This window comes from Streptomyces carpinensis (assembly GCF_002154505.1).
GTDB lineage: Bacteria > Actinomycetota > Actinomycetes > Streptomycetales > Streptomycetaceae > Streptomyces > Streptomyces carpinensis.
The window spans coordinates 12,567-32,690 of the sequence record NZ_MUBM01000333.1; the positions used below are offsets into that span (position 1 = coordinate 12,567).

The following is a 20,124-nucleotide window of genomic DNA, read 5'->3' on the forward strand; positions in this document are numbered from 1 at the left end:
GTACGACAGCACGGCCCGCCCGGGTACGACAGCACGGTCCGCCTGTGGACGACGGACGCCGTCCCGTCTGTGGACGACTTCATCACGATCCGGTCTCAGGGACTTGTCTCCGCTCGTGTAATCGTTTCCAATCGCCTGTGTAATCGATTCCACGAGGAGGTGGAACGGCCATGGCGAGCATCAAGGACGTCGCCGCGGAGGCGGGCCTGTCCGTCGCCACGGTCTCGCGCGTCCTCAACGACCATCCGTCGGTGAGCGAAGAGGCGCGCACCCGCGTGCTGGCCGCCGTCGCGACGCTGGGCTACCGCCCGAACGCCGTCGCCCGCTCCCTGCGCACCGACCAGACCCGCACCCTCGGCCTGGTCATCAGCGACGTGCTCAACCCGTACTTCACCGAGCTGGCCCGCTCCGTCGAGGAGGAGGCCCGCGCGCTCGGCTACAGCGTGATCATCGGCAACGCCGACGAACGGCCCGACCTCCAGGACCACCACGTCCGCACCCTGCTCGACCGCCGGATCGACGGCCTTCTGGTCTCCCCCACCGACGGCGGCTCCCCGCTGATGCTGGACGCCGCGCGCGGGGGAACCCCGATGGTCTTCGTCGACCGGTGGATCAGGGGCGTGGACGTTCCGGTCGTCCGGGCGGACGGTCAGTCGGCCGTGCAGGACCTCGTGGCCCATCTGCACGGGCTCGGGCACCGGCGGCTCGCGATCATCGCGGGGCCCGCGGCCACCACCACCGGCCGCGAACGCGTGGACGCCTTCCGCGCGGCGCTGGCCGCCTACGGCATCCCCCTCCCCGACGCCTACACGGGTCAGGGCGACTTCCAGGCCGAGAGCGGCCGGCGGGTCACCGAGGGCTTCCTCGACCTGCCCGAGCCGCCCGAGGTCGTCTTCGCCGCCGACAACCTGATGGCACTCGGCGCGCTGGACGCCATCCGCGCACGCGGACTGCGGGTGCCCGACGACATCGCGCTCGCCGCGTTCGACGACATCCCGTGGTTCGTGCACACCGATCCGCCGATCACCGCCGTCGCCCAGCCCACCGGCGCACTGGGGCGCGCCGCCGTGCGGGCGCTGGTCGACCGCATCGAGGGCCGCACCCCACGGTCCGTCACCCTCCCCGCCCGTCTCGTCGTACGCCGCTCGTGCGGCGAGCCCCCCGCAACGAACAGGAGCAAGCCGTGAGCAACCCGGACGAGTTGCTGCGCATCGAAGGCATCCGCAAGACCTTCCCCGGCGTGGTCGCGCTCGACAGCGTCGACTTCGACCTGCGCCGCGGCGAGGTGCACGTGCTGCTCGGTGAGAACGGCGCGGGCAAGAGCACCCTGATCAAGATGCTCTCCGGCGCCTACACACCCGACGCCGGACGGATCCTGGTCGGCGGCGAGGAGGTGCGCATCCATGGTGCCCAGGACTCCGAACGCCTCGGGATCGCCACCATCTACCAGGAGTTCAACCTGGTCCCCGACCTCACGGTCGCCGAGAACATCTTCCTGGGCCGCCAGCCGCGCCGCTTCGGGATGATCGACCGGAAGACGATGGAGGCCCGGGCGGCCGAACTGCTGCAGCGGGTCGGCGTGAACGTGTCGCCACGCGCGCGTGTGCGGGACCTCGGCATCGCCCGCCTGCAGATGGTGGAGATCGCCAAGGCGCTCAGCCTCGACGCCCGCGTGCTGATCATGGACGAGCCGACCGCGGTGCTCACCTCCGAGGAGGTCGATAAGCTCTTCTCGATCGTGCGCGCCCTGCGCGCGGACGGCGTCGGAGTCGTGTTCATCACGCACCACCTGGAGGAGATCGCCGCCCTCGGGGACCGGGTCACGGTCATCCGCGACGGCAGGAGCGTCGGCCAGGTGCCCGCCACCACGCCCGAGGACGAACTCGTCCGGCTCATGGTGGGCCGCTCCATCGAGCAGCAGTACCCGCGCGAGAGGCCCGAGACCGGTCCCGCGCTGCTCACCGTCGAGGGGCTCACCCGGGACGGCGTCTTCCACGACGTCAGCTTCCAGGTGCACGCCGGCGAGGTCGTCGGCATCGCGGGCCTGGTGGGCGCCGGCCGTACGGAGGTGGTCCGCGCGGTGTTCGGCGCCGACCCCTACGACAAGGGAGCCGTGAAGGTCGCGGGCACCCGGCTCAGGCGCCACGACGTGAACGCGGCCATGGCGGCCGGCATCGGTCTCGTGCCCGAGGACCGCAAGGGCCAGGGTCTGGTCCTGGACGCCTCCGTCGAGGAGAACCTCGGGCTCGTCACCCTCCGGTCGGCCACCCGCGCGGGACTCGTCGACCTCAAGGGGCAGCACCAGGCCGCCGAGCGGATCGCCGGGCAGCTGGGCGTCAGGATGGCCGGCCTCGGCCAGCACGTGCGCACCCTGTCCGGCGGCAACCAGCAGAAGGTCGTCATCGGCAAGTGGCTGCTGGCCGACACCAAGGTGCTCATCCTCGACGAGCCGACGCGCGGCATCGACGTCGGCGCCAAGGTCGAGATCTACCAGCTCATCAACGAGCTGACGGCCGCCGGCGCCGCCGTCCTGATGATCTCCAGCGACCTGCCCGAGGTGCTCGGCATGAGCGACCGGGTGCTGGTGATGGCCCAGGGCCGGATCGCGGGCGAACTCGCCGCGGACCGGGCCACCCAGGACGCCGTGATGGCCCTCGCCGTCAGCACCCCCACGACCCCCACCACTTCCACGACCGGAACGGAGGCCTCCCGTGGCCACTGACACGCTCAAGAGCACGACGGGCGCGGGTGGCGCCTCGGGCGGCCTGCGCCGCCTGCTGCTCGACAACGGAGCGCTCACCGCGCTCATCGTCCTCGTCATCGCCCTGTCGGCGCTGTCCGGCGACTTCCTGACGACGGACAACCTGCTCAACATCGGCGTCCAGGCGGCCGTGACGGCCATCCTGGCCTTCGGCGTCACCTTCGTCATCGTCTCCGCGGGCATCGACCTGTCGGTCGGTTCGGTGGCGGCCCTGTCGGCCACCGTGCTGGCCTGGAGCGCCACCTCGGCCGGGATCCCGGTGGCCCTCGCGGTCGTCCTGGCCGTCGCCACCGGCATCGCCTGCGGCCTGGTCAACGGCATCCTGATCTCCTACGGCAAGCTGCCGCCGTTCATCGCGACGCTGGCCATGCTGTCGGTGGGCCGCGGTCTGTCCCTGGTCATCTCCCAGGGCTCCCCGATCGCCCTGCCCGGCTCCGTCTCGCACCTCGGTGACACGCTCGGCGGCTGGCTGCCGGTGCCCGTGCTGGTCATGGTCGTCATGGGTCTGATCACGGCGTTCGTGCTGGGACGGACCTACATCGGCCGTTCGATGTACGCGATCGGCGGCAACGAGGAGGCGGCCCGCCTGTCGGGTCTGAAGGTCAAGAAGCAGAAGCTCGCCATCTACGCCCTGTCCGGTCTGTTCGCCGCCGCCGCGGGCATCGTGCTCGCCGCCCGGCTGTCCTCGGCGCAGCCGCAGGCCGCCAACGGCTACGAGCTGGACGCGATCGCCGCCGTCGTCATCGGCGGCGCCTCGCTGGCGGGCGGCACCGGCAAGGCCTCGGGGACGCTGATCGGCGCGCTGATCCTCGCGGTGCTGCGCAACGGCCTCAACCTGCTGTCTGTGTCCGCCTTCTGGCAGCAGGTCGTCATCGGTGTGGTGATCGCGCTGGCCGTGCTGCTGGACACCGTGCGCCGCAAGGCCGGGGCGACCCCGCCGGCCGCGGGCACGGGCAGCGGCAGCGGCAAGGGCAAGCAGGCGGCGACGTACGGCCTGGCGGCCGTGGTCACCGTGGCCCTGGTGGCCGCGACCTCCCTGCTGCACACCGGCTCCGGCTCCACCACCCCGAAGATGGGCCTGTCCCTGTCCACGCTGAACAACCCCTTCTTCGTGCAGATCAAGTCCGGTGCCCAGGCCGAGGCGAAGAGGCTCGGCATCGACCTGACGGTCACCGACGCCCAGAACGACGCCTCCCAGCAGGCCAACCAGCTGCAGAACTTCACCAGTTCGAGCCTCGGCGCGATCATCGTCAACCCGGTGGACTCCGACGCCGCGAGCAACTCGGTCAAGGCCGCCGACAAGGCGAGCATCCCGGTGATCGCCGTCGACCGAGGCGTCAACAACGCCAAGACGGACGCCCTCGTCGCCTCCGACAACGTGGCCGGCGGCGAGCTGGCCGCCAAGACCGTCGCCGAGAAGCTGGGCGGCAAGGGCCGGATCGTGATCCTCCAGGGCCAGGCGGGCACCTCCGCCGCCCGCGAGCGCGCCGCCGGCTTCGCCCAGGGCCTCAAGGCCTACCCGGGCATCAAGGTCCTGGCCCAGCAGCCCGCCGACTTCGACCGGACCAAGGGCCTGGACGTGATGTCCAACCTGCTGCAGGCCCACCCCGACGTCCAGGGCGTGATCGCCGCCAACGACGAGATGGCGCTCGGCGCGGTCAAGGCGCTGGGTTCCAAGGCCGGCAAGTCCGTGCAGGTCGTCGGCTTCGACGGCACCCCGGACGGCCTGACGGCCGTGAAGAACGGCACGCTGTACGCGTCCGTGGCGCAGCAGCCGAGCCAGCTGGGCCGTATCGCGGTGGACAACGCGCTGAAGGCGGTCCAGGGCAAGAAGGTCGAGTCGACCGTGAAGGTGCCGGTGAAGGTGGTAACGAAGGACAACGTGGCCGGCTTCAGCGGCTGACCCGGCGGCCCGCCTTCTGTGAGGAGACACATGTACGACTACGACCTCCTGGTCGTCGGGTCGGCCAACGCCGACCTGGTGATCGGCGTCGAACGACGGCCCGCGGCCGGGGAGACGGTGCTCGGCTCCGACCTGGCCGTCCACCCCGGCGGCAAGGGCGCCAACCAGGCGGTGGCCGCCGCCCGCCTCGGGGCCCGCACGGCCCTGCTGGCCCGGGTCGGCGACGACGCGCACGGCCGGCTGCTGCTCGACTCGCAAGCTGCCGCCGGCGTCGACCCCGTGGGCGTGCTGGTCGGCGGCGCGCCGACCGGCGTCGCCCTGATCACGGTGGACCCGTCCGGGGACAACAGCATCGTGGTCTCGCCGGGCGCCAACGGCCGGCTCACGCCCGAGGACGTCCGGGCGGCCGCCGGTCTGCTGCGGGCCTCCCGGGTGGTCTCGGCGCAGCTGGAGATCCCGCTGGAGACGGTCGTGGAGGCGGTACGGAACCTGGCTCCCGAGAGCCGTTTCGTCCTGAACCCCTCGCCGCCGCGCCCGCTGCCCGAGGAGCTGCTCCGGGCCTGCGACCCGCTGATCGTGAACGAGCACGAGGCGAAGGTGATCCTCGCCGGGGCCGGCGAGAGCGGTTCCGGCGTGGGCGAGGACCTTGAGGACTGGGCGCGGGCCCTGCTCGCGCTCGGCCCGCGCTCGGTGGTCGTCACGCTGGGCGCCCAAGGTGCGCTGGTGGCGTCCGCCGAGGGCGTGGTCCGGGTGCCGTCCGTGAAGGTGGAGGCGGTGGACACCACGGGCGCGGGCGACGCGTTCACCGCCGCCCTGGCCTGGCGGCTGGGCGTGGGCGCCTCCCTGGCGGAGGCCGCGTCCTACGCGGCCGGGGTCGGCGCGGCGGCGGTGACCAGGCGGGGCGCGCAGGAGTCCTTCCCCACCGCGGCGGAGGTCGAGGCGCTGTGCGGTGCGGTGCCGGGGGACACCCTCCGGACTCCCGGCCAGGGGCCGGGCAGCGCACCCGACCCCGCCGGGCGAGGCGGATCGCTGTGAAGAAGGCCGGCATTCTCAACCGTCACCTCTCGGGCGCGCTCGCCGAGCTGGGGCACACCGACGAGGTGCTGGTGTGCGACGCGGGCATGCCCATACCGGCCGGGCCGAACGTCGTCGACCTGGCGTTCCGTGCCGGTGTGCCGTCCTTCGCCGAGGTGCTGGACGGCCTGCTGGCCGAGCTGGTGGTCGAGGGGGCGACGGCGGCGACGGAGGTGCGCGAGGCCAATCCGGCGGCGGCCGCGCTGCTCGACGGTCACTTCCCCGGCCTCACCCTGGTCCCGCACGAGCGGCTGAAGGACCTGTCCCGTGGCGCGCGTCTGGTCGTACGGACCGGGGAGGCCCGGCCGTACGCGAATGTGCTGCTGAGGTGCGGTGTGTTCTTCTGAGCCGGCCGGTCCCCGGGTGACGGGGCAACCGGTCACCCGGTGAGAGGGCAATACGAGGGGGCCTGGTCCGTGGACCGGGCCCCCTCGGCTTTCCCCTCCTGCTTCCCCCTCCTGCTTCGGAACCCTCGCGATCCCCCCAGATCCCCCTCCAGGTGTTCCGACGTCAGGTACGACAACCGGGGTGCCGGAAGGGTTGCACGGCGGGACGGGATTTTTTTCGGGATCTGCTCGGGGGCTGCCGGGCCCCGCCGCCTTCACGGCCTCGGCCACCACCCGCCGCGGCGCGCCGTAGGTCCAGGGGGCTTCCCGCCAGCCAGGTGTGCGACGGCGCGGCCCAGCCGTTCCGGGTCACCGAGGAGACGTGCCTCGCCCTCGTCGACGGCCTGCCGCACCGGGTCCACGGCCCCGTACCGCCGCGCGTGCCGGTCGAAGCGCAGCAGGCAGTCCTCGTACGGGCCGCGCGGCGTCGTGCGCATCCAGCCTCGGTCGCCCTCGGTGACCGTTCCCCACAGCGTGTACGCGCCTTCGCTGTTCGTGTTCCAGGGGGACTTGTTCCAGGTGAACCGGATCCCCGGCGTGATCCTGGACCACGGGATCAGGCGTCCGCCGGATTCCGGCTCGTGCCTGTACAGCCCGTCCGCGCCCGGAACTCCACCCAGCGGCCGCCCGGCCGTGTGGCGTCCCCGACGCCCCGGCGGCCGACGGTCGGCTCCAGCGCCCGAGGAGCGAACTCCCCTGCGTCATGAGCTCATCGGATCACGTGCTCCACGAAACGTCTCGCCGTCTCCGCCAGCACCTCCCGCCCGTCCCGCGCCCACAACTCCTCATTGAACAGCTCGACTTCGATGGGACCGGTGTACCCGGCCGCCTCCACGTACCTCTTCCACTCCCGCATGTCGACCGCGCCGTCCCCGATCTGGCCGCGGCCGTTGAGGACACCGGCCGGCAGCGGGGTGGTCCAGTCGGCGAGCTGGAAGGTGTGGATGCGGCCGCCCGCGCCCGCGCGGGCGATCTGCTCGGGGGCCCGGTCGTCCCACCAGATGTGGTACGTGTCCACCGTCACGCCGACCTGGTGGGCGGGGAAGCGTTCGGCGAGGTCGAGGGCCTGGGCGAGGGTGGAGACCACGCAGCGGTCGGCGGCGTACATGGGGTGCAGCGGCTCGATGGCGAGGCGGACGCCGCGCTCGGCGGCGTACGGGCCGAGGACGGCGAGGGCGTCCGCGATGCGCTCGCGGGCCCCGTGCAGGTCCTTGCTGCCGGCGGGCAGCCCGCCGGAGACCAGGACCAGCGTGTCCGTGCCGAGCGCGGCGGCCTCGTCGATCGCCGCGTGGTTGTCGCCCAGCGCCTCGGCCCGCTCGACGGGGTCGGTCGCCGTGAGGAAGCCGCCCCGGCACAGGGTGGTGACGGTCAGGCCCGCGTCCCGCACGAGCTTGGCGGCGGCCTCCACTCCGTACCTCTGCACCGGTTCGCGCCACAGGCCCACGCCCCCGACGCCGAGGTCCCGGCAGGCCTCGACCAGTTCCGGTAGCGGCAGCTGCCTCACCGTCATCTGGTTGATGGAGAAACGGGACAGGTCCTCGTCGTTCATCGGTTCACCCCGTACAGCGACAGCAGGTTCCTCATGCGTTCCTCCGCGAGTGCGGGGTCGGGGAACAGGCCGAGCCGGTCGGCGAGTTCGTAGGCGCGGACCAGATGCGGCAGGGAGCGGGCCGACTGCAGGCCGCCGACCATCGTGAAGTGCGACTGGTGCCCGGCGAGCCAGGCGAGGAGGACCACGCCCGTCTTGTAGAAGCGGGTGGGGGCCTGGAAGAGGTGGCGGGACAGCTCGACGGTGGGGTCGAGGAGTGCGCGGAAGCCGGCCGTGTCGCCGGTGTCGAGGACGCGTACCGCCTCGGCCGCCAGCGGGCCCAGCGGGTCGAAGATGCCGAGCAGCGCGTGGCTGAAGCCCTGCTCGTCGCCGGCGATCAGCTCGGGGTAGTTGAAGTCGTCGCCGGTGTAGCAGCGCACGCCCCGCGGCAGGCGGCGCCGCAGCTCGATCTCGCGCCGGGCGTCCAGCAGGGAGATCTTCACGCCGTCGACCTTGTCGGGGTGGGCGGCGACGACGTCCAGGAAGGTGTCGGTGGCCGCGTCCAGGTCGGCCGACCCCCAGTAGCCCTCCAGCGCCGGGTCGAACATGGGCCCGAGCCAGTGCAGGATCACCGGCTGCGTGGCCTGGCGCAGCAGGTGGCCGTAGACCTCCAGGTAGTCGTCCGGGCCCTCGGCCGCGGCGGCGAGGGCGCGCGAGGCCATCAGGATCGCCTGGGCGCCCGACTCCTCGACGACGGCGAGCTGTTCCTCGTAGGCGGCCCGGACCTCCTTGGGCGTGCCCGTGGTGATCTGGTCGGTGCCCACACCGCAGGCGATACGCCCGCCCACGGCGCGGGCCTCCGTCGCCGACCGGCGGATCAGCTCGGCCGCGCCCGCCCAGTCCAGGCCCATGCCGCGCTGCGCGGTGTCCATCGCCTCGGCCACACCGAGCCCGTGGCTCCACAGATGGCGGCGGAAGGCGAGGGTGGCGTCCCAGTCGACGGCGGCGGGCGCGTCGGGGCCGGCGTCCGCGAACGGGTCGGCGACGACGTGCGCCGCGGAGAAGACCGTACGCGAGGCCGGCGGGGTGCCCAGGGTGGCGGTGAAGGGCTCGGTGCGGGGCTCGTAGTCCCGCAGCACACCCTGGAAGTCGGGGAGTCGGATGGTCACAGGGCGATCTCCGGCACCTCGATGCGGCGGCCCTCGGCCGCGGACTTCAGGCCCAGCTCGGCGAGCTGGACGCCGCGGGCGCCGGCGAGCAGATCCCAGTGGTAGGGGGCGTCGGCGTAGACGTGCCTGAGGAACAGCTCCCACTGGGCCTTGAAGCCGTTGTCGAACTCGGTGTTGTCGGGCACCTCCTGCCACTGGTCGCGGAAGGCCTCGGTGGCGGGGATGTCGGGGTTCCACACCGGCTTGGGGGTGGCCGAGCGGTGCTGGACGCGGCACCTGCGCAGGCCCGCGACGGCGGACCCCTCGGTGCCGTCCACCTGGAACTCCACCAGCTCGTCGCGGTTGACCCGGACCGCCCAGGAGGAGTTGATCTGGGCGATCGCTCCGCCGTCGAGTTCGAAGACGCCGTAGGCGGCGTCGTCGGCGGTGGCGTCGTAGGGCTTGCCGTTCTCGTCCCAGCGCTGCGGGATGTGGGTGGCGGTGAGCGCCTGGACGGACGTCACCCGGCCGAACAGCTCGTGCAGGACGTACTCCCAGTGCGGGAACATGTCGACGACGATGCCGCCGCCGTCCTCGGCGCGGTAGTTCCAGGAGGGGCGCTGGGCCTCCTGCCAGTCCCCCTCGAAGACCCAGTAGCCGAACTCGCCGCGCACGGACAGGATCCGGCCGAAGAATCCGCCGTCGATCAGCCGCTTCAGCTTCAGCAGCCCCGGCAGGAAGATCTTGTCCTGGACGACGCCGTGCCTGATGCCCTTCTCGTGCGCGAGCCGGGCGAGTTCGAGGGCGCCGTCCAGGCCGGTGGCCGTCGGCTTCTCGGTGTAGACGTGCTTGCCGGCGGCGATCGCCTTCCTGATCGCCTCCCCGCGGGCCGAAGTGACCTGCGCGTCGAAGTAGATGTCGACGGACGGGTCGGCGAGCACCGCGTCCAGGTCCGTCGAGACGTGCTCCAGCCCGTGCCGCTCGGCAAGCGCCTTCAGGGCGTGCTCGCGTCGGCCGACCAGGACCGGTTCCGGCCACAGCACGGCGCCGTCGCCGAGGTCGAGTCCGCCCTGCTCGCGCAGGGCGAGGATCGAGCGGACCAGGTGCTGGCGGTAACCCATGCGCCCGGTCGCGCCGTTCATGGCGATCCGCACCGTCTTGCGTGTCACGTCAGTCCCAGTCCCTTCGTGCATCCGTGCATCCGTGCATTCCCGCATCCGCGCATCCATGCGGATACGCGGCCACGCGTCCGCGGTCCGCGTGCCGGGCGGCCTCCCGACGTCTCACCGGCCGGCCGTGCAGCAAGCGCTTTCTATCAACGAGAAGCTAACCTCTGGGCAGCGGTCCGGACAAGAGCGCGTCCGAACCGTGTTGTTCGAGGGGGCGAACAAGGGGGCCGGGTGGTCGTAAGGTCTGCACGACACCACGGCCGGCGGCCCGCCCGCGGGCCGTGTGCGATCACGTACGACGAGACGCGCGACCGGAGGACGACGAGATGACGGTGACCCTGGCGGACGTGGCGGCCCGCGCCCAGGTCTCGCCCGCGACGGTGTCGCGCGTGCTGAACGGCAACTACCCGGTGGCCGCCTCCACCCGGGAGCGGGTCCTGAAGGCCGTCGACGAGCTGGACTACGTGCTCAACGGACCCGCGAGCGCGCTCGCCGCGGCCACCTCCGACCTGGTCGGCATCCTGGTGAACGACATCGCCGACCCGTTCTTCGGGATCATGGCAAGCGCCATCCAGTCGGAGATCGGCGGGCCCGGAGGCCGGGCCGGCGGGGAGCGGCTGGCGGTGGTCTGCAACACCGGCGGCTCACCGGAACGGGAGCTGACCTACCTGACCCTGCTGCAACGGCAGCGGGCCGCGGCCGTCGTCCTGACCGGCGGGGCCGTGGAGGGCGTGCCCCACGCGGCGGCGATCGCCGCGAAGCTGCGCAAGCTGGCCGACGCCGGCACCCGGGTGGTGCTGTGCGGCCGGCCTCCCGCGCCGGACACCCCGGCCATCGCCCTCACCTTCGACAACCGCGGCGGAGCGCGGCAGCTGACCGAGCACCTGATCGGCCTCGGCCACCGGCGGCTCGGCTACATCGCGGGACCGAAGGAGCGCACGACCACCCGCCACCGCCTGGAGGGACACCGCGACGCGCTGGCCGCGGCCGGTGTCGAGGAGGACCCCCGCTGCACGGTGTACGGGCGCTACGACCGCCGCTCCGGCTACGAGGCCACGCTGGAACTCCTGCGCCGCGACCCCGCGCTCACGGCGGTCGTCGCCGCGAACGACTCCGTCGCGCTCGGCGCGTGCGCGGCCCTGCGCGAGTCCGGGCTGCGCATCCCGGAGGACGTCTCGGTGGCGGGCTTCGACGACCTCCCGTTCAGCGTGGACGCGGTGCCCTCCCTCACCACGGTGCGGCTGCCCCTCGCGGAGGCGGGTGCGCGGGCCGGCCGGATCGCGATGGGCCGGGAAGAGCCCCCGCCCGGCGGGATCGCGACGGTGCGGGGGGAGCTGATGGTGCGCGGTTCGACCGGAATACCCCGGACCTGAGCGGCGCTCGAAGGCGGCGCGGGGCCGCGCCACGGCGGCACGCGGCGCGGCGTACGAGGAGGGGTGCGGGGCCGACCGAGTGGGCGACCCGTTCCGGGCCCCCGAAAGCAAAACCCCAGGTGGGATGCCGCTGCCGCGGCACCGGTCCGCCGATCACCTCCGGTCGCGACCGGTTCCTCGCGGGGCGGGGGCCGTTCCGACCGCGTGACGGGCGTGATCGCGGGTAGGGTCCCCCGGTATGAAGCTGGCGTTCTCCACGCTCGGGGTTCCCGGGCTGCCCGTGCCGGACGTGGTCCGGCTCGCCGCCTCGCACGGCTACCACGGTGTCGAGTTGCGCACCCATCCCGAGGAACCCGTGCACCCCGGGCTCGGGCCCGGGGAGCGGGCCGAGGTGGCCGCCGCCTTCGCGGCGGGCGGGGTGGAGGTCCTGGGACTCGCGGGGTACGCGCGGGTCGCCGCGCCCGGCGACGACGCGCCCGTCCTGCACGAGATCCGGGAACTCCTCCAGTTGGCGGCGGACTTGGGCGCGCCCTTCGTCCGGGTCTTCCCGGGCGGCGATCCGGGCCGGCCGCGCGAGGAGGGCGACGCCGTCGCCGCCCGGCGCCTGGCCACCGCCGCCGAGTACGCCGCCGAACTCGGTGTCCGCGTGCTGCTGGAGACCCACGACTCGCACCGCACCGGCGCCGACGCCCTGCGCGTCCTCGGCCCGGTCGGTCACCGCGACGCCGGGGCCCTGTGGGACGTGATGCACACCTGGCTGGGCGGCGAGCAGCCCTCCGAGACCTATGCCGCCCTCTCCCCGTATCTGGGATACGTGCAGGTCAAGGACATCGCGTCGGCCGAGGACACGACGCCTCTCCCTCTCGGGGCCGGGGTCCTTCCTCTGGCCGAGTGCGTGGACGTGCTCTCCCGCGGTGGCTGGGACGGCTGGCTGTGCTGGGAGTACGAGAAGCGGTGGTACGAGGCCGCGGCCCCGCTGCCGGAGCTGCTCGGCCCCGGCCGGGAGCATCTGGCCCGGCTGCTCAACGAGTCGGCGTAGCCTCGCTCCGCCCGGCCCTCCGGACGGCCTCGCGCACCCTCGCCTGAAGGAACGACCCGCGCTCCGGCCACTCCTTCGCCGTGATCGAGTAGATCGCGGAGTCCCGCAGCCGGCCGTCCTCCCCCGGGGCCCAGGAGCGCGACCAGTTGCGCAGGACGCCCTCGAAGCGGGCACCGACGCTCTCGATCGCCGCGCGGGAACGGCTGTTGCGGGCGTCGGTCTTGAGGTCGATGCGGGAGACCTGCCACTCCTCGAAGGCGTGCCGGAACAGCAGGTACTTCGCCTCCGCGTTCACGCCGGTGCCCTGGGCCGAGCGGGCGAGCCAGGTGAAGCCCACCTCCACGGCGTCCAGCCGGTCCTCCGCCCGCCAGCAGCGCGGCTCCCAGTACGCCGTGGCGCCGACCGCGCGTCCCGTGGCCAGGGAGATCTGCGCGTAGGGCGCGAGCCGGCCGGTGGCCGCGCGGGCGAGCTGGGCGTCGATGTAGGCCGCGACGTCGTGGGCGGCGGGCACCCACGTGTACGCGTACGTGTCCCGGTCCTCCTCCGCCGCCACCGCCAGATCGGCCGCGTGCCGGTGCTCCAGCGGCTCCAGCCGCACGAGCGCGCCCTCCAGGACGGGTCCCTCCAACATGTACGTCACAGCCGGAGTCTGGCGCACCCGCCCCGCGCGGTCGAACGGATTTGGCTCCGGCTGAGGGTCATCCCGTGGTCAAGGGACGGCCGGACGGCGGCCAAATGACCGTACGGGTTGCGCATCCGGCCGCCTCGGCGGTCTGACATAGCCGGATTCGCCCCTTCGCACGCCGACTACTGTGACGGCGCCCGCACCACCGCCCGGAACACGTCCTGTCGGATACCGGGGAGGCCTTCAAGCGATACGGAAGGACATCTGGCACGGTGTCACCAGCGTCTTCCGAGGCCGCCACCTCCGGAGCGCCCGCCCGGATCCCGCCCCTGGCAGGGCTGGGCACCAGTTGGTACGAGCGGGGAAAGCGGGGCGTCGCCTGCCGGGGCCTTCTGGCGCCGGCGGCGCCCGTCGTGCCGGCGTCCGCCGCGCGGTGTGCCGGCCGGTCGGTGGCGACGCTCACCGTCCGCGAACACCCCGGCGGGGCCGGCGGCCGGCGCGCGCTGGAGGCACGGTGAGGTCCGACAGGGCGACGGGTACGTCCCCCGCGGTCGGCGCAGGCCCGTCGGCGCCCGCGTCGGGATCTCGGCTCGGGGTCCGTGTCGTCAGCGCTTTGCTGCTGCTCACCGGCCTGGTGCTCGTCGTCACCGGGGCGCGCGACTTCGCCTACGCCGCGCGGCTCGCCGGGACTCCGGGAACCTTCCAGGTGCTCTACGGCAACCGGGGCTACGGCAACGGCCGGAGCAGTGGCAGCTTCCACATGGTCTGGCACGGCACCTTCACCTCGGCCGACGAGAGGGTGCGGGACGGCCGCGCCGTGCTCCAGGACGAAGCCGACGGCCACCGGTTGACCGGTCGGATACCCGTCACCCGGGCCGGCGCGGGCACGTACTACACCGCCCGGCCGAACTACGCCCTCGGCTGGCTGTCCCTGGGCCTGGCGGGAGGCGGTCTCGTGGCGACGGCTCTTCCCCTGCTCCTCTTCGGCAGGGCGTCCCGCCGCCCGGACCGTCCCGGACCACGCTGGTTCGGGACGGCTCCGCGGGTCGTCTGGTGCTGCGCCGTCGCGTCCGGGGCGGCGGCCCTGGTCGCGGCCGTTGTGGCCTGACCCGGCCGCCGGCCGGACGGCTCGCTCTTTCGTGCATGGAGGTCCGCGCGAGCGGCCGGGGCGGCCGGGCCGTCCGGCCCTGCGCCGCGGACGGGCCGCCCGCCCCGGCCGGAGGCGACGGCCCTCACATGTTGATCATGTGTCCGGCAAGGCCGTGGACGGCCTCCTTGACCGCCTCGCCGAGTGTGGGGTGGGCGTGGACGTTGCGGGCGACCTCGTGGACGGTCAGGTCCCACTGCTGGGCCAGGGTCAGCTCCGGCAGCAGTTCGGTGACCTCGGGCCCGATGAGGTGGGCGCCGAGCAGCTCGCCGTACCGGCCGTCGCTGATGACCTTCACGAAGCCGACGGGCTGACCCAGGCCATGGGCCTTTCCGTTGGCGCTGAAGGGGAACTTGACGACCTTGACGTCGAATCCGCGCTCGCGTGCCTGGCTCTCCGTCCAGCCGAAGCTGGCGATCTGCGGCTGGCAGTAGGTGGCCCGCGGGATCATGACGTAGTCCAGCTCCATGGTCTCCGCGTCCGCGATCGTCTCGGCGGCCACGATGCCCATGGCCTCGGCGGCGTGGGCCAGCATGAGTTTGGCGGTGACGTCGCCGATCGCGAAGATGTGCGGCACGTTCGTACGGCAGCGTCCGTCGACGTCGACGGCGCCACGTTCGGTGAGGCGGACGCCGGTGTTCTCCAGGCCGTAGCCCTGGACGTTCGGGGCGAAGCCGATGGCCTGCAGGACCTTGTCCGTCTCCAGCGTCCGGCGCTCACCGCCCTTGTTCACCGTCACCCGGACCCGCTCTCCGGACTCGTCGATGGCCTCCACCGCGGTGCCCGTGAGGACCTCGATGCCCAGCTTGCGGTAGTGCCGGGCGAGCTCCTTGGAGACCTCCTCGTCCTCCAGCGGGACCATGCGGTCGAGGAACTCCACGATGGTCACGTCCACGCCGTAGCTGCGCAGCACATAGGCGAACTCGACGCCGATCGCGCCGGCGCCGGCGATGACGATGCTGTTCGGCAGCGTCTCGCTGAGGATCTGGCTCTCGAAGGTGACCACCCGCTCCGACAGCGAGGTGCCGGGCAGCAGCCGCGGGCTCGCGCCGGCCGCGATGATGCAGTGGTCGAAGGTGACCGTCTCGGTGCCGCCGTCGGTGAGGGCCACGACCAGGGTGTGGTCGTCGGTGAAGGTGCCACGGCCGTCGAACTGGGTGATGGCGTTCTTCTTCATCAGGTAGTGAACGCCCTTCACCCTGCCGTCCGCGACCTTGCGGCTGCGCTGGTAGGCGGGCCCGTAGTCGGCCGAGACGTCGTCGCCCACGGAGATCCCGTAGGCCTTGGCCTCGTTCGTGACGAACTGGACCATCTCGGCGTTGCGCAGCAGGGCCTTGGAAGGGATGCAGCCGACGTTCAGGCACACACCTCCCCAGTAGCGCTCCTCGACGACCGCGGTGGCGAGGCCGAGCTGAGCGCTGCGTACGGCAGCGGTGTAGCCGCCGGGACCTGCTCCCAGGACAAGAACGTCAAAGTGTTGGCTCACAAGGCCACCTTCGTCCGAACCGGGCGGAGCTACAACCGGGATGCCCGGCCACCCACTGTGACCTTCCCCTCACCGATCACCGGGGGTGCGTCGAGCGGGCGTGCACGGCGCCGCGGGGCGGACGGGAGTCTGACGACAGGGCCCAGCGACGTCAGCGCGACCCCGCCCACCAGCAGCGCCGCCGCGCACCAGCGCAGCCCGGTCACCGGCTCGCCGAGGAACAGGGCCGCCGAGGACATGCCGAACACCGGGACGAGGAGGGAGAAGGGCGCGACCGTGGAGGCGGGGTGGCGGCGCAGCAGCCACCCCCACGCGCCGAAGCCGAACACCGTGGTGACCCAGGCGACGTAGAGGACGGTGCCCGCGCCCTGCCAGTCCAGGGCGCGCAGCGCGGACAGGTCGCGTGCGGGACCCTCGGTCAGGAGGGAGAGGCCGAGCAGCGGCAGGACCGGGACGGTGCTCACCCAGACCATGAAGTTCAGGGCGTCCGGCGGTGCCGCCTTGCGGGTCAGGACGTTGGACACGCCCCAGCAGGCCGCCGCGGCGATCACCAGGGCGAAGGCGCCGAGCGGGCCGGAGGTGCCCTCGTCCACGGCGGCCACGGCGATCCCGGCGAGCGCCACGCCCATGCCCACCAGCCGCAGCCGGGTGGGCCGTTCGCCCAGGGCCGCACACGCGAACAGGGCCGTGAACACCGCCTGGATCTGGAGCACCAGCGAGGACAGCCCGGCCGGCATCCCGGCGTCCATCCCCACGAACAGCAGCCCGAACTTGGCGACCCCGAGGACCAGCCCCACCGCCACGATCCACTTCCAGGCCACCTTCGGCCGGCCCACGAAGAAGACGGCGGGCAGCGCGGCGGCCAGGAAGCGCAGGGCCGAGAACAGCAGCGGCGGGAAGTGGCCGAGGCCGAACTCGATGACGGTGAAGTTCACGCCCCAGACGGCGGCGACGAGGACGGCGAGAAGCACATGGGGTGGTCGCATGCGTCGAGGATCACTCGCCCGGACCGTGAAGCACCAGCGATGATTGCTGCACTGTGGGATGAAGAATCACTAATCGGTCCGCCGATCCATCCCACCCGGCCCCTCGGGAGGAACCGTGCTCGATCTCCAGCGTCTGCGCGCCCTGCACGCCGTGTCCGTGCACGGGACCGTCGGGGCGGCCGCCACCGCGCTCGGATACACCTCCTCGGCCGTGTCGCAGCAGATCGCCAAGCTGGAGCGGGAGACCAGGACGGTTCTGCTGGAGCGCGAGGGGCGTGGGGTGCGGCTCACCGACGAGGCGCACCAACTGGTTTCCGCCGCGCGGGAGTTGCTGGCGATCGTGGAGCGGGCGGAGACCGAGCTGGAGGAGCGGCGCGGGGTGCCGGCCGGGCGGCTGACCATCGCGGCGTTCGCCTCGGCGGCGCGCGGGCTGCTGCCGCCCGTGCTCGCGGACCTCGCCCGGCGGCATCCCGCGCTCGACGCCCGGCTCAGCGAGGTCGACCCGCACCTGTCGGTGGACCTGGTCGCCAAGGGCGCGGTCGACCTGGCCGTCGCGCACGACTGGGACATCGCGCCGCTGCCCGCCCCGGCCGGGGTGGAGCAGGCGGTGATCGGGGACGACCTGTGCGACCTGCTGGTGCCGGCCGGGCATCCGTTCGCGGGCCGGACGGCGGTGCGGCGCTCCGAGCTGGGCGGGGAGCGGTGGATCTGCCAGCCGCCGGGCCGGGTCTGCCACGACTGGCTGCTGCGCACCCTGCGCGCGGCCGGTCACGAGCCGGACGTCGTCCACCAGGCCGAGGAGAACCCGACCCTCGTCGCCCTGGTCGCCGCCGGGCTCGGCGTCGCGCTCATCCCGCGCCTGGGCCGCGGACCGCTGCCCGAGGGCGTCGTCGAGGTGCCCCTGGACCCCATGCCGGTGCGCCGGCTGTACGCGCTGTGGCGCACGGGTGCCGCCCGCCGGCCGGCCATCGCGGAGACGGTCGGCACCCTGCGCCGGCACTGGCCGGCGGTCGCGTCCCGCGGTTGAACGGCTCGCCCCGCGACCGGCGGGCCGACCGGGGCGGGAACCCGGGTCCGCCCGCGTTCGTCTCATCGGCACGCTGCCGGACGAGTCTGCGCGGTGCGGTGTCGGCTCTCGCTGCCGCGGTGACCGCCGACCACCCTCTCCTCCGTACCGCGCCCGGCGGCCCGCCGTCATCGGCGCGCCCCCTCCCACAGCGCCGATGACGGCCCCTCACCGGACCTTCTCCTGCTGCGCGTTCCCTTGACTGGCAGAAACTTCCCGGATATTGGTGACACCTCGGAAGTTTCCTTCAGCGATTCTCCAGCGGAACCCCTCCGGAAGGAGCGCACGTGCACGACGCCAGCACGGACGGCCCAGGAAGACCGGGACACACCGCACGACCCTCCCGCCGCACCGTCCTCGCCGCCACCGCCGGTATCACCGCCGCCCTCGCGGTCCAGGGCACCGGCACCGCCCACGCCGCATCCCGAGACGACAGCCAGCTGCACGCCCTCATCTCCCGGATGACGCTGGAGGAGAAGGTCGGCCAGCTCTTCGTGATGCGGGTCTACGGCCACTCGGCCACCGCTCCCGACCAGGCCGACATCGACGCCAACCTCAACGAGATCGGCGTCCGCACCGCCGCCGAACTGATCGCCAAGTACCGCGTCGGCGGCATCATCTACTTCGCCTGGGCCCACAACACGCGCGATCCCCAGCAGATCGCCGATCTGTCCAACGGGATCCAGCGGGCCTCCCTCGAGCAGCCCCGCGGCCTGCCGATGCTCGTCGCCACCGACCAGGAGCACGGCATCGTCTGCCGCGTCGGCAAGCCCGCGACGCTCTTCCCGGGCGCCATGGCGATCGGGGCCGGTGGCTCGGCCGCCGACGCCCGCACGCTCGGTCGCATCTCCGGTGCCGAGCTGCGCGCCATGGGCATCAACCAGGACTACTCCCCCGACGCCGACGTGAACGTCAACCCGGCCAACCCGGTCATCGGCGTACGGTCCTTCGGGGCCGACCCGGACGCCGTGGGGCGGCTGGTGGCGGCTGAGGTCAAGGGCTACCAGGGGTCCCGGGTCGCGGCGACCGCCAAGCACTTCCCCGGACACGGCGACACCGCCACCGACAGCCACTACGGCTTCCCGGTCATCACCCACAGCCGCGAGGTGTGGGAGCAGCTGGACGCCGTGCCCTTCCGGGCCGGGATCCGGGCCGGCATCGACTCGATCATGACGGCCCACATCCAGTTCCCTGCGCTCGACGACTCCGGCGACCCGGCCACCCTCTCCCACCCGATCCTCACCGGCATCCTGCGCGGCGAGCTGGGCTACGACGGCGTCGTGATCACCGACTCCCTCGGCATGGACGGCGTCCGCACCAAGTACGGCGACGACCGGGTGCCGGTACTCGCCCTGAAGGCAGGCGTGGACCAGCTGCTCAACCCGCCCTCCCTGGACGTCGCCTGGAACGCGGTCCTGGCTGCCGTGCGCAGCGGGGAGCTGACCGAGGCCCGGCTCGACGAATCGATCCTGCGCATCCTTCGGCTGAAGGCGAGGCTGGGCCTCCTCGACGACCCGTACGTCACCCAGGCCGGCGTCGCCCGCACGGTCGGCACTCCCCAGCATCTGGCGGCGGCCGACCGCATCGCCGACCGGACGACCACCCTGCTGGTCAACGAGGGCCGTCTGCTGCCGCTGTCCCGCCGCAGTCACAACAAGATCCTCGTCGTCGGCGCCGACCCCGCCTCCCCGTCGGGCACCACCGGCCCGCCCACCGGCGTGCTCGCCGCCGCCCTGACCGAGCTGGGCTTCACGGCCACCGCCCTGTCGACCGGCACCGCCCCGTCCGCGGCGACCATCGACAAGGCGGTGGCGGCGGCCGGGGACGCGGACGCCGTGGTGGTCGGGACGTACAACGTCACGGCGGGCAGCGCGCAGCAGAGGCTGGTGGACCGGCTGGTGGCGACGGGCAGGCCGGTGATCGCGGTCGCCATCCGCAACCCGTACGACGTCGCCCAGCTCCCGTCCGTCCCGGCCTGCCTCGCGGCCTACTCGTGGACCGACGTGGAACTGCGCGCCGCCGCACGCGTGATCGCCGGCCGGGTCGAGCCGCGCGGCAAGCTGCCGGTGCCCGTGCAGCGGGCGGACGACCCGGCGAAGGTCCTGTACCCCATCGGGTACGGCCTGTCCTACTAGCCGGGCTCGCGCAACGGACGTACGAGACGTACGGAGCGCACCCGGCGCACCACCCCCGACCGGCCCGAACCACCCCGCGCGTCTGGCGTGGCCCCGCTGCGGCGGGCCACGCTGGACGGGGAGGACCCGGGGGATGACGATGCGCATTAGTGGGGCCGTGGGGGTGGGGTGCGCCCTGCCGGTGCTGCTCGCCGCCCTGCTGACGGGGTGCCAGAAGCCGCCCTCCGGCTCGGCGGGGCAGGACGGCCCGCCCACCGGAACGACCACCGCGCCGCAGCCGGTCGGCTACGGCGCGGTG

The 20,124-nt window shown here is 73.0% G+C and carries 18 protein-coding genes; 11 read left to right on the forward strand and 7 right to left on the reverse strand.

Annotated elements, in window-relative coordinates; translation table 11 throughout:
• Nucleotides 1–170: 170 nt before the first annotated feature.
• From BZY54_RS36655 to rbsD, 5 genes are read left to right on the forward strand one after another with little or no spacing between them, the layout of a single operon-like run.
• Nucleotides 171–1,187: a LacI family DNA-binding transcriptional regulator gene (locus BZY54_RS36655; RefSeq protein ID WP_086729630.1), complete on the forward strand. Its 1,017-nt coding sequence runs from the start codon at nucleotides 171–173 to the stop codon at nucleotides 1,185–1,187.
• The gene (locus BZY54_RS36660) at nucleotides 1,184–2,722 is read left to right on the forward strand and encodes a sugar ABC transporter ATP-binding protein (protein ID WP_086729631.1); all 1,539 of its coding nucleotides are present in this window, start codon (nucleotides 1,184–1,186) and stop codon (nucleotides 2,720–2,722) included. The genes BZY54_RS36655 and BZY54_RS36660 overlap by 4 nt, the downstream gene beginning before the upstream one ends.
• Nucleotides 2,712–4,664 (forward strand): ABC transporter permease/substrate-binding protein, encoded by a 1,953-nt coding sequence (locus BZY54_RS36665; RefSeq protein WP_086729632.1) that lies wholly within the window; start codon nucleotides 2,712–2,714, stop codon nucleotides 4,662–4,664. The genes BZY54_RS36660 and BZY54_RS36665 overlap by 11 nt, the downstream gene beginning before the upstream one ends.
• 30 nt (nucleotides 4,665–4,694) lie before the next feature.
• Nucleotides 4,695–5,699, forward strand: a complete 1,005-nt coding sequence (locus BZY54_RS36670) for a ribokinase (protein ID WP_086729633.1) — start codon at nucleotides 4,695–4,697, stop codon at nucleotides 5,697–5,699.
• Complete coding sequence (rbsD, locus tag BZY54_RS36675) at nucleotides 5,696–6,085, forward strand: D-ribose pyranase (protein ID WP_086729634.1); 390 nt, start codon at nucleotides 5,696–5,698, stop codon at nucleotides 6,083–6,085. The genes BZY54_RS36670 and rbsD overlap by 4 nt, the downstream gene beginning before the upstream one ends.
• 254 nt (nucleotides 6,086–6,339) lie before the next feature.
• On the opposite strand, the gene BZY54_RS52460 is transcribed toward rbsD, so the two are convergent.
• The 4 genes from BZY54_RS52460 to BZY54_RS36695 form a co-directional block, all read right to left on the reverse strand.
• Nucleotides 6,340–6,561 (reverse strand): hypothetical protein, encoded by a 222-nt coding sequence (locus BZY54_RS52460; RefSeq protein WP_208640884.1) that lies wholly within the window; start codon nucleotides 6,559–6,561, stop codon nucleotides 6,340–6,342.
• A gap of 272 nt (nucleotides 6,562–6,833) precedes the next feature.
• Nucleotides 6,834–7,673: a sugar phosphate isomerase/epimerase family protein gene (locus BZY54_RS36685; protein ID WP_086729635.1), complete on the reverse strand. Its 840-nt coding sequence runs from the start codon at nucleotides 7,671–7,673 to the stop codon at nucleotides 6,834–6,836.
• Nucleotides 7,670–8,821 (reverse strand): dihydrodipicolinate synthase family protein, encoded by a 1,152-nt coding sequence (locus tag BZY54_RS36690; RefSeq protein WP_086729636.1) that lies wholly within the window; start codon nucleotides 8,819–8,821, stop codon nucleotides 7,670–7,672. The genes BZY54_RS36685 and BZY54_RS36690 overlap by 4 nt, the downstream gene beginning before the upstream one ends.
• Nucleotides 8,818–9,969 (reverse strand): Gfo/Idh/MocA family protein, encoded by a 1,152-nt coding sequence (locus BZY54_RS36695; protein WP_086729637.1) that lies wholly within the window; start codon nucleotides 9,967–9,969, stop codon nucleotides 8,818–8,820. Before BZY54_RS36695 ends, BZY54_RS36690 begins: the two co-directional genes overlap by 4 nt.
• Nucleotides 9,970–10,295: 326 nt before the next feature.
• On the opposite strand from BZY54_RS36695, the gene BZY54_RS36700 reads away from it, so the two are divergent.
• Together BZY54_RS36700 and BZY54_RS36705 are read left to right on the forward strand one after the other, a co-directional pair.
• Nucleotides 10,296–11,342 carry a LacI family DNA-binding transcriptional regulator gene (locus BZY54_RS36700; RefSeq protein WP_086729638.1) on the forward strand — a complete coding sequence of 349 codons (1,047 nt, stop codon included), beginning with the start codon at nucleotides 10,296–10,298 and terminating at the stop codon, nucleotides 11,340–11,342.
• Nucleotides 11,343–11,580: 238 nt separating this feature from the next.
• Nucleotides 11,581–12,381, forward strand: a complete 801-nt coding sequence (locus BZY54_RS36705) for a sugar phosphate isomerase/epimerase family protein (RefSeq protein WP_086729639.1) — start codon at nucleotides 11,581–11,583, stop codon at nucleotides 12,379–12,381.
• Here the strand turns inward: BZY54_RS36705 and BZY54_RS36710 are convergent.
• Nucleotides 12,365–13,021, reverse strand: coding sequence for a GNAT family N-acetyltransferase (locus tag BZY54_RS36710; RefSeq protein WP_086729645.1), 657 nt, complete (start codon nucleotides 13,019–13,021; stop codon nucleotides 12,365–12,367). The two genes, BZY54_RS36705 and BZY54_RS36710, sit on opposite strands and share 17 nt — an antisense overlap.
• 257 nt (nucleotides 13,022–13,278) lie before the next feature.
• On the opposite strand from BZY54_RS36710, the gene BZY54_RS50525 reads away from it, so the two are divergent.
• Both BZY54_RS50525 and BZY54_RS36715 read left to right on the forward strand, forming a co-directional pair.
• Nucleotides 13,279–13,524, forward strand: coding sequence for a hypothetical protein (locus BZY54_RS50525; protein WP_143668207.1), 246 nt, complete (start codon nucleotides 13,279–13,281; stop codon nucleotides 13,522–13,524).
• 95 nt (nucleotides 13,525–13,619) lie between these two features.
• Complete coding sequence (locus BZY54_RS36715) at nucleotides 13,620–14,114, forward strand: hypothetical protein (RefSeq protein WP_086729640.1); 495 nt, start codon at nucleotides 13,620–13,622, stop codon at nucleotides 14,112–14,114.
• A gap of 124 nt (nucleotides 14,115–14,238) precedes the next feature.
• Here BZY54_RS36715 and lpdA read toward each other — a convergent pair whose 3' ends face one another.
• Together lpdA and BZY54_RS36725 are read right to left on the reverse strand one after the other, a co-directional pair.
• Nucleotides 14,239–15,639 (reverse strand): dihydrolipoyl dehydrogenase, encoded by a 1,401-nt coding sequence (gene lpdA, locus BZY54_RS36720; protein ID WP_086729641.1) that lies wholly within the window; start codon nucleotides 15,637–15,639, stop codon nucleotides 14,239–14,241.
• A gap of 29 nt (nucleotides 15,640–15,668) precedes the next feature.
• Entirely contained in the window at nucleotides 15,669–16,625 is a 957-nt protein-coding gene (locus tag BZY54_RS36725; protein ID WP_244217520.1) for an EamA family transporter, read from the reverse strand.
• A gap of 115 nt (nucleotides 16,626–16,740) precedes the next feature.
• On the opposite strand from BZY54_RS36725, the gene BZY54_RS36730 reads away from it, so the two are divergent.
• Both BZY54_RS36730 and BZY54_RS36735 read left to right on the forward strand, forming a co-directional pair.
• Complete coding sequence (locus BZY54_RS36730) at nucleotides 16,741–17,652, forward strand: LysR family transcriptional regulator (protein ID WP_086729642.1); 912 nt, start codon at nucleotides 16,741–16,743, stop codon at nucleotides 17,650–17,652.
• 326 nt (nucleotides 17,653–17,978) lie between these two features.
• Nucleotides 17,979–19,826 carry a glycoside hydrolase family 3 protein gene (locus BZY54_RS36735; RefSeq protein WP_086729643.1) on the forward strand — a complete coding sequence of 616 codons (1,848 nt, stop codon included), beginning with the start codon at nucleotides 17,979–17,981 and terminating at the stop codon, nucleotides 19,824–19,826.
• Nucleotides 19,827–20,124: the final 298 nt, after the last annotated feature.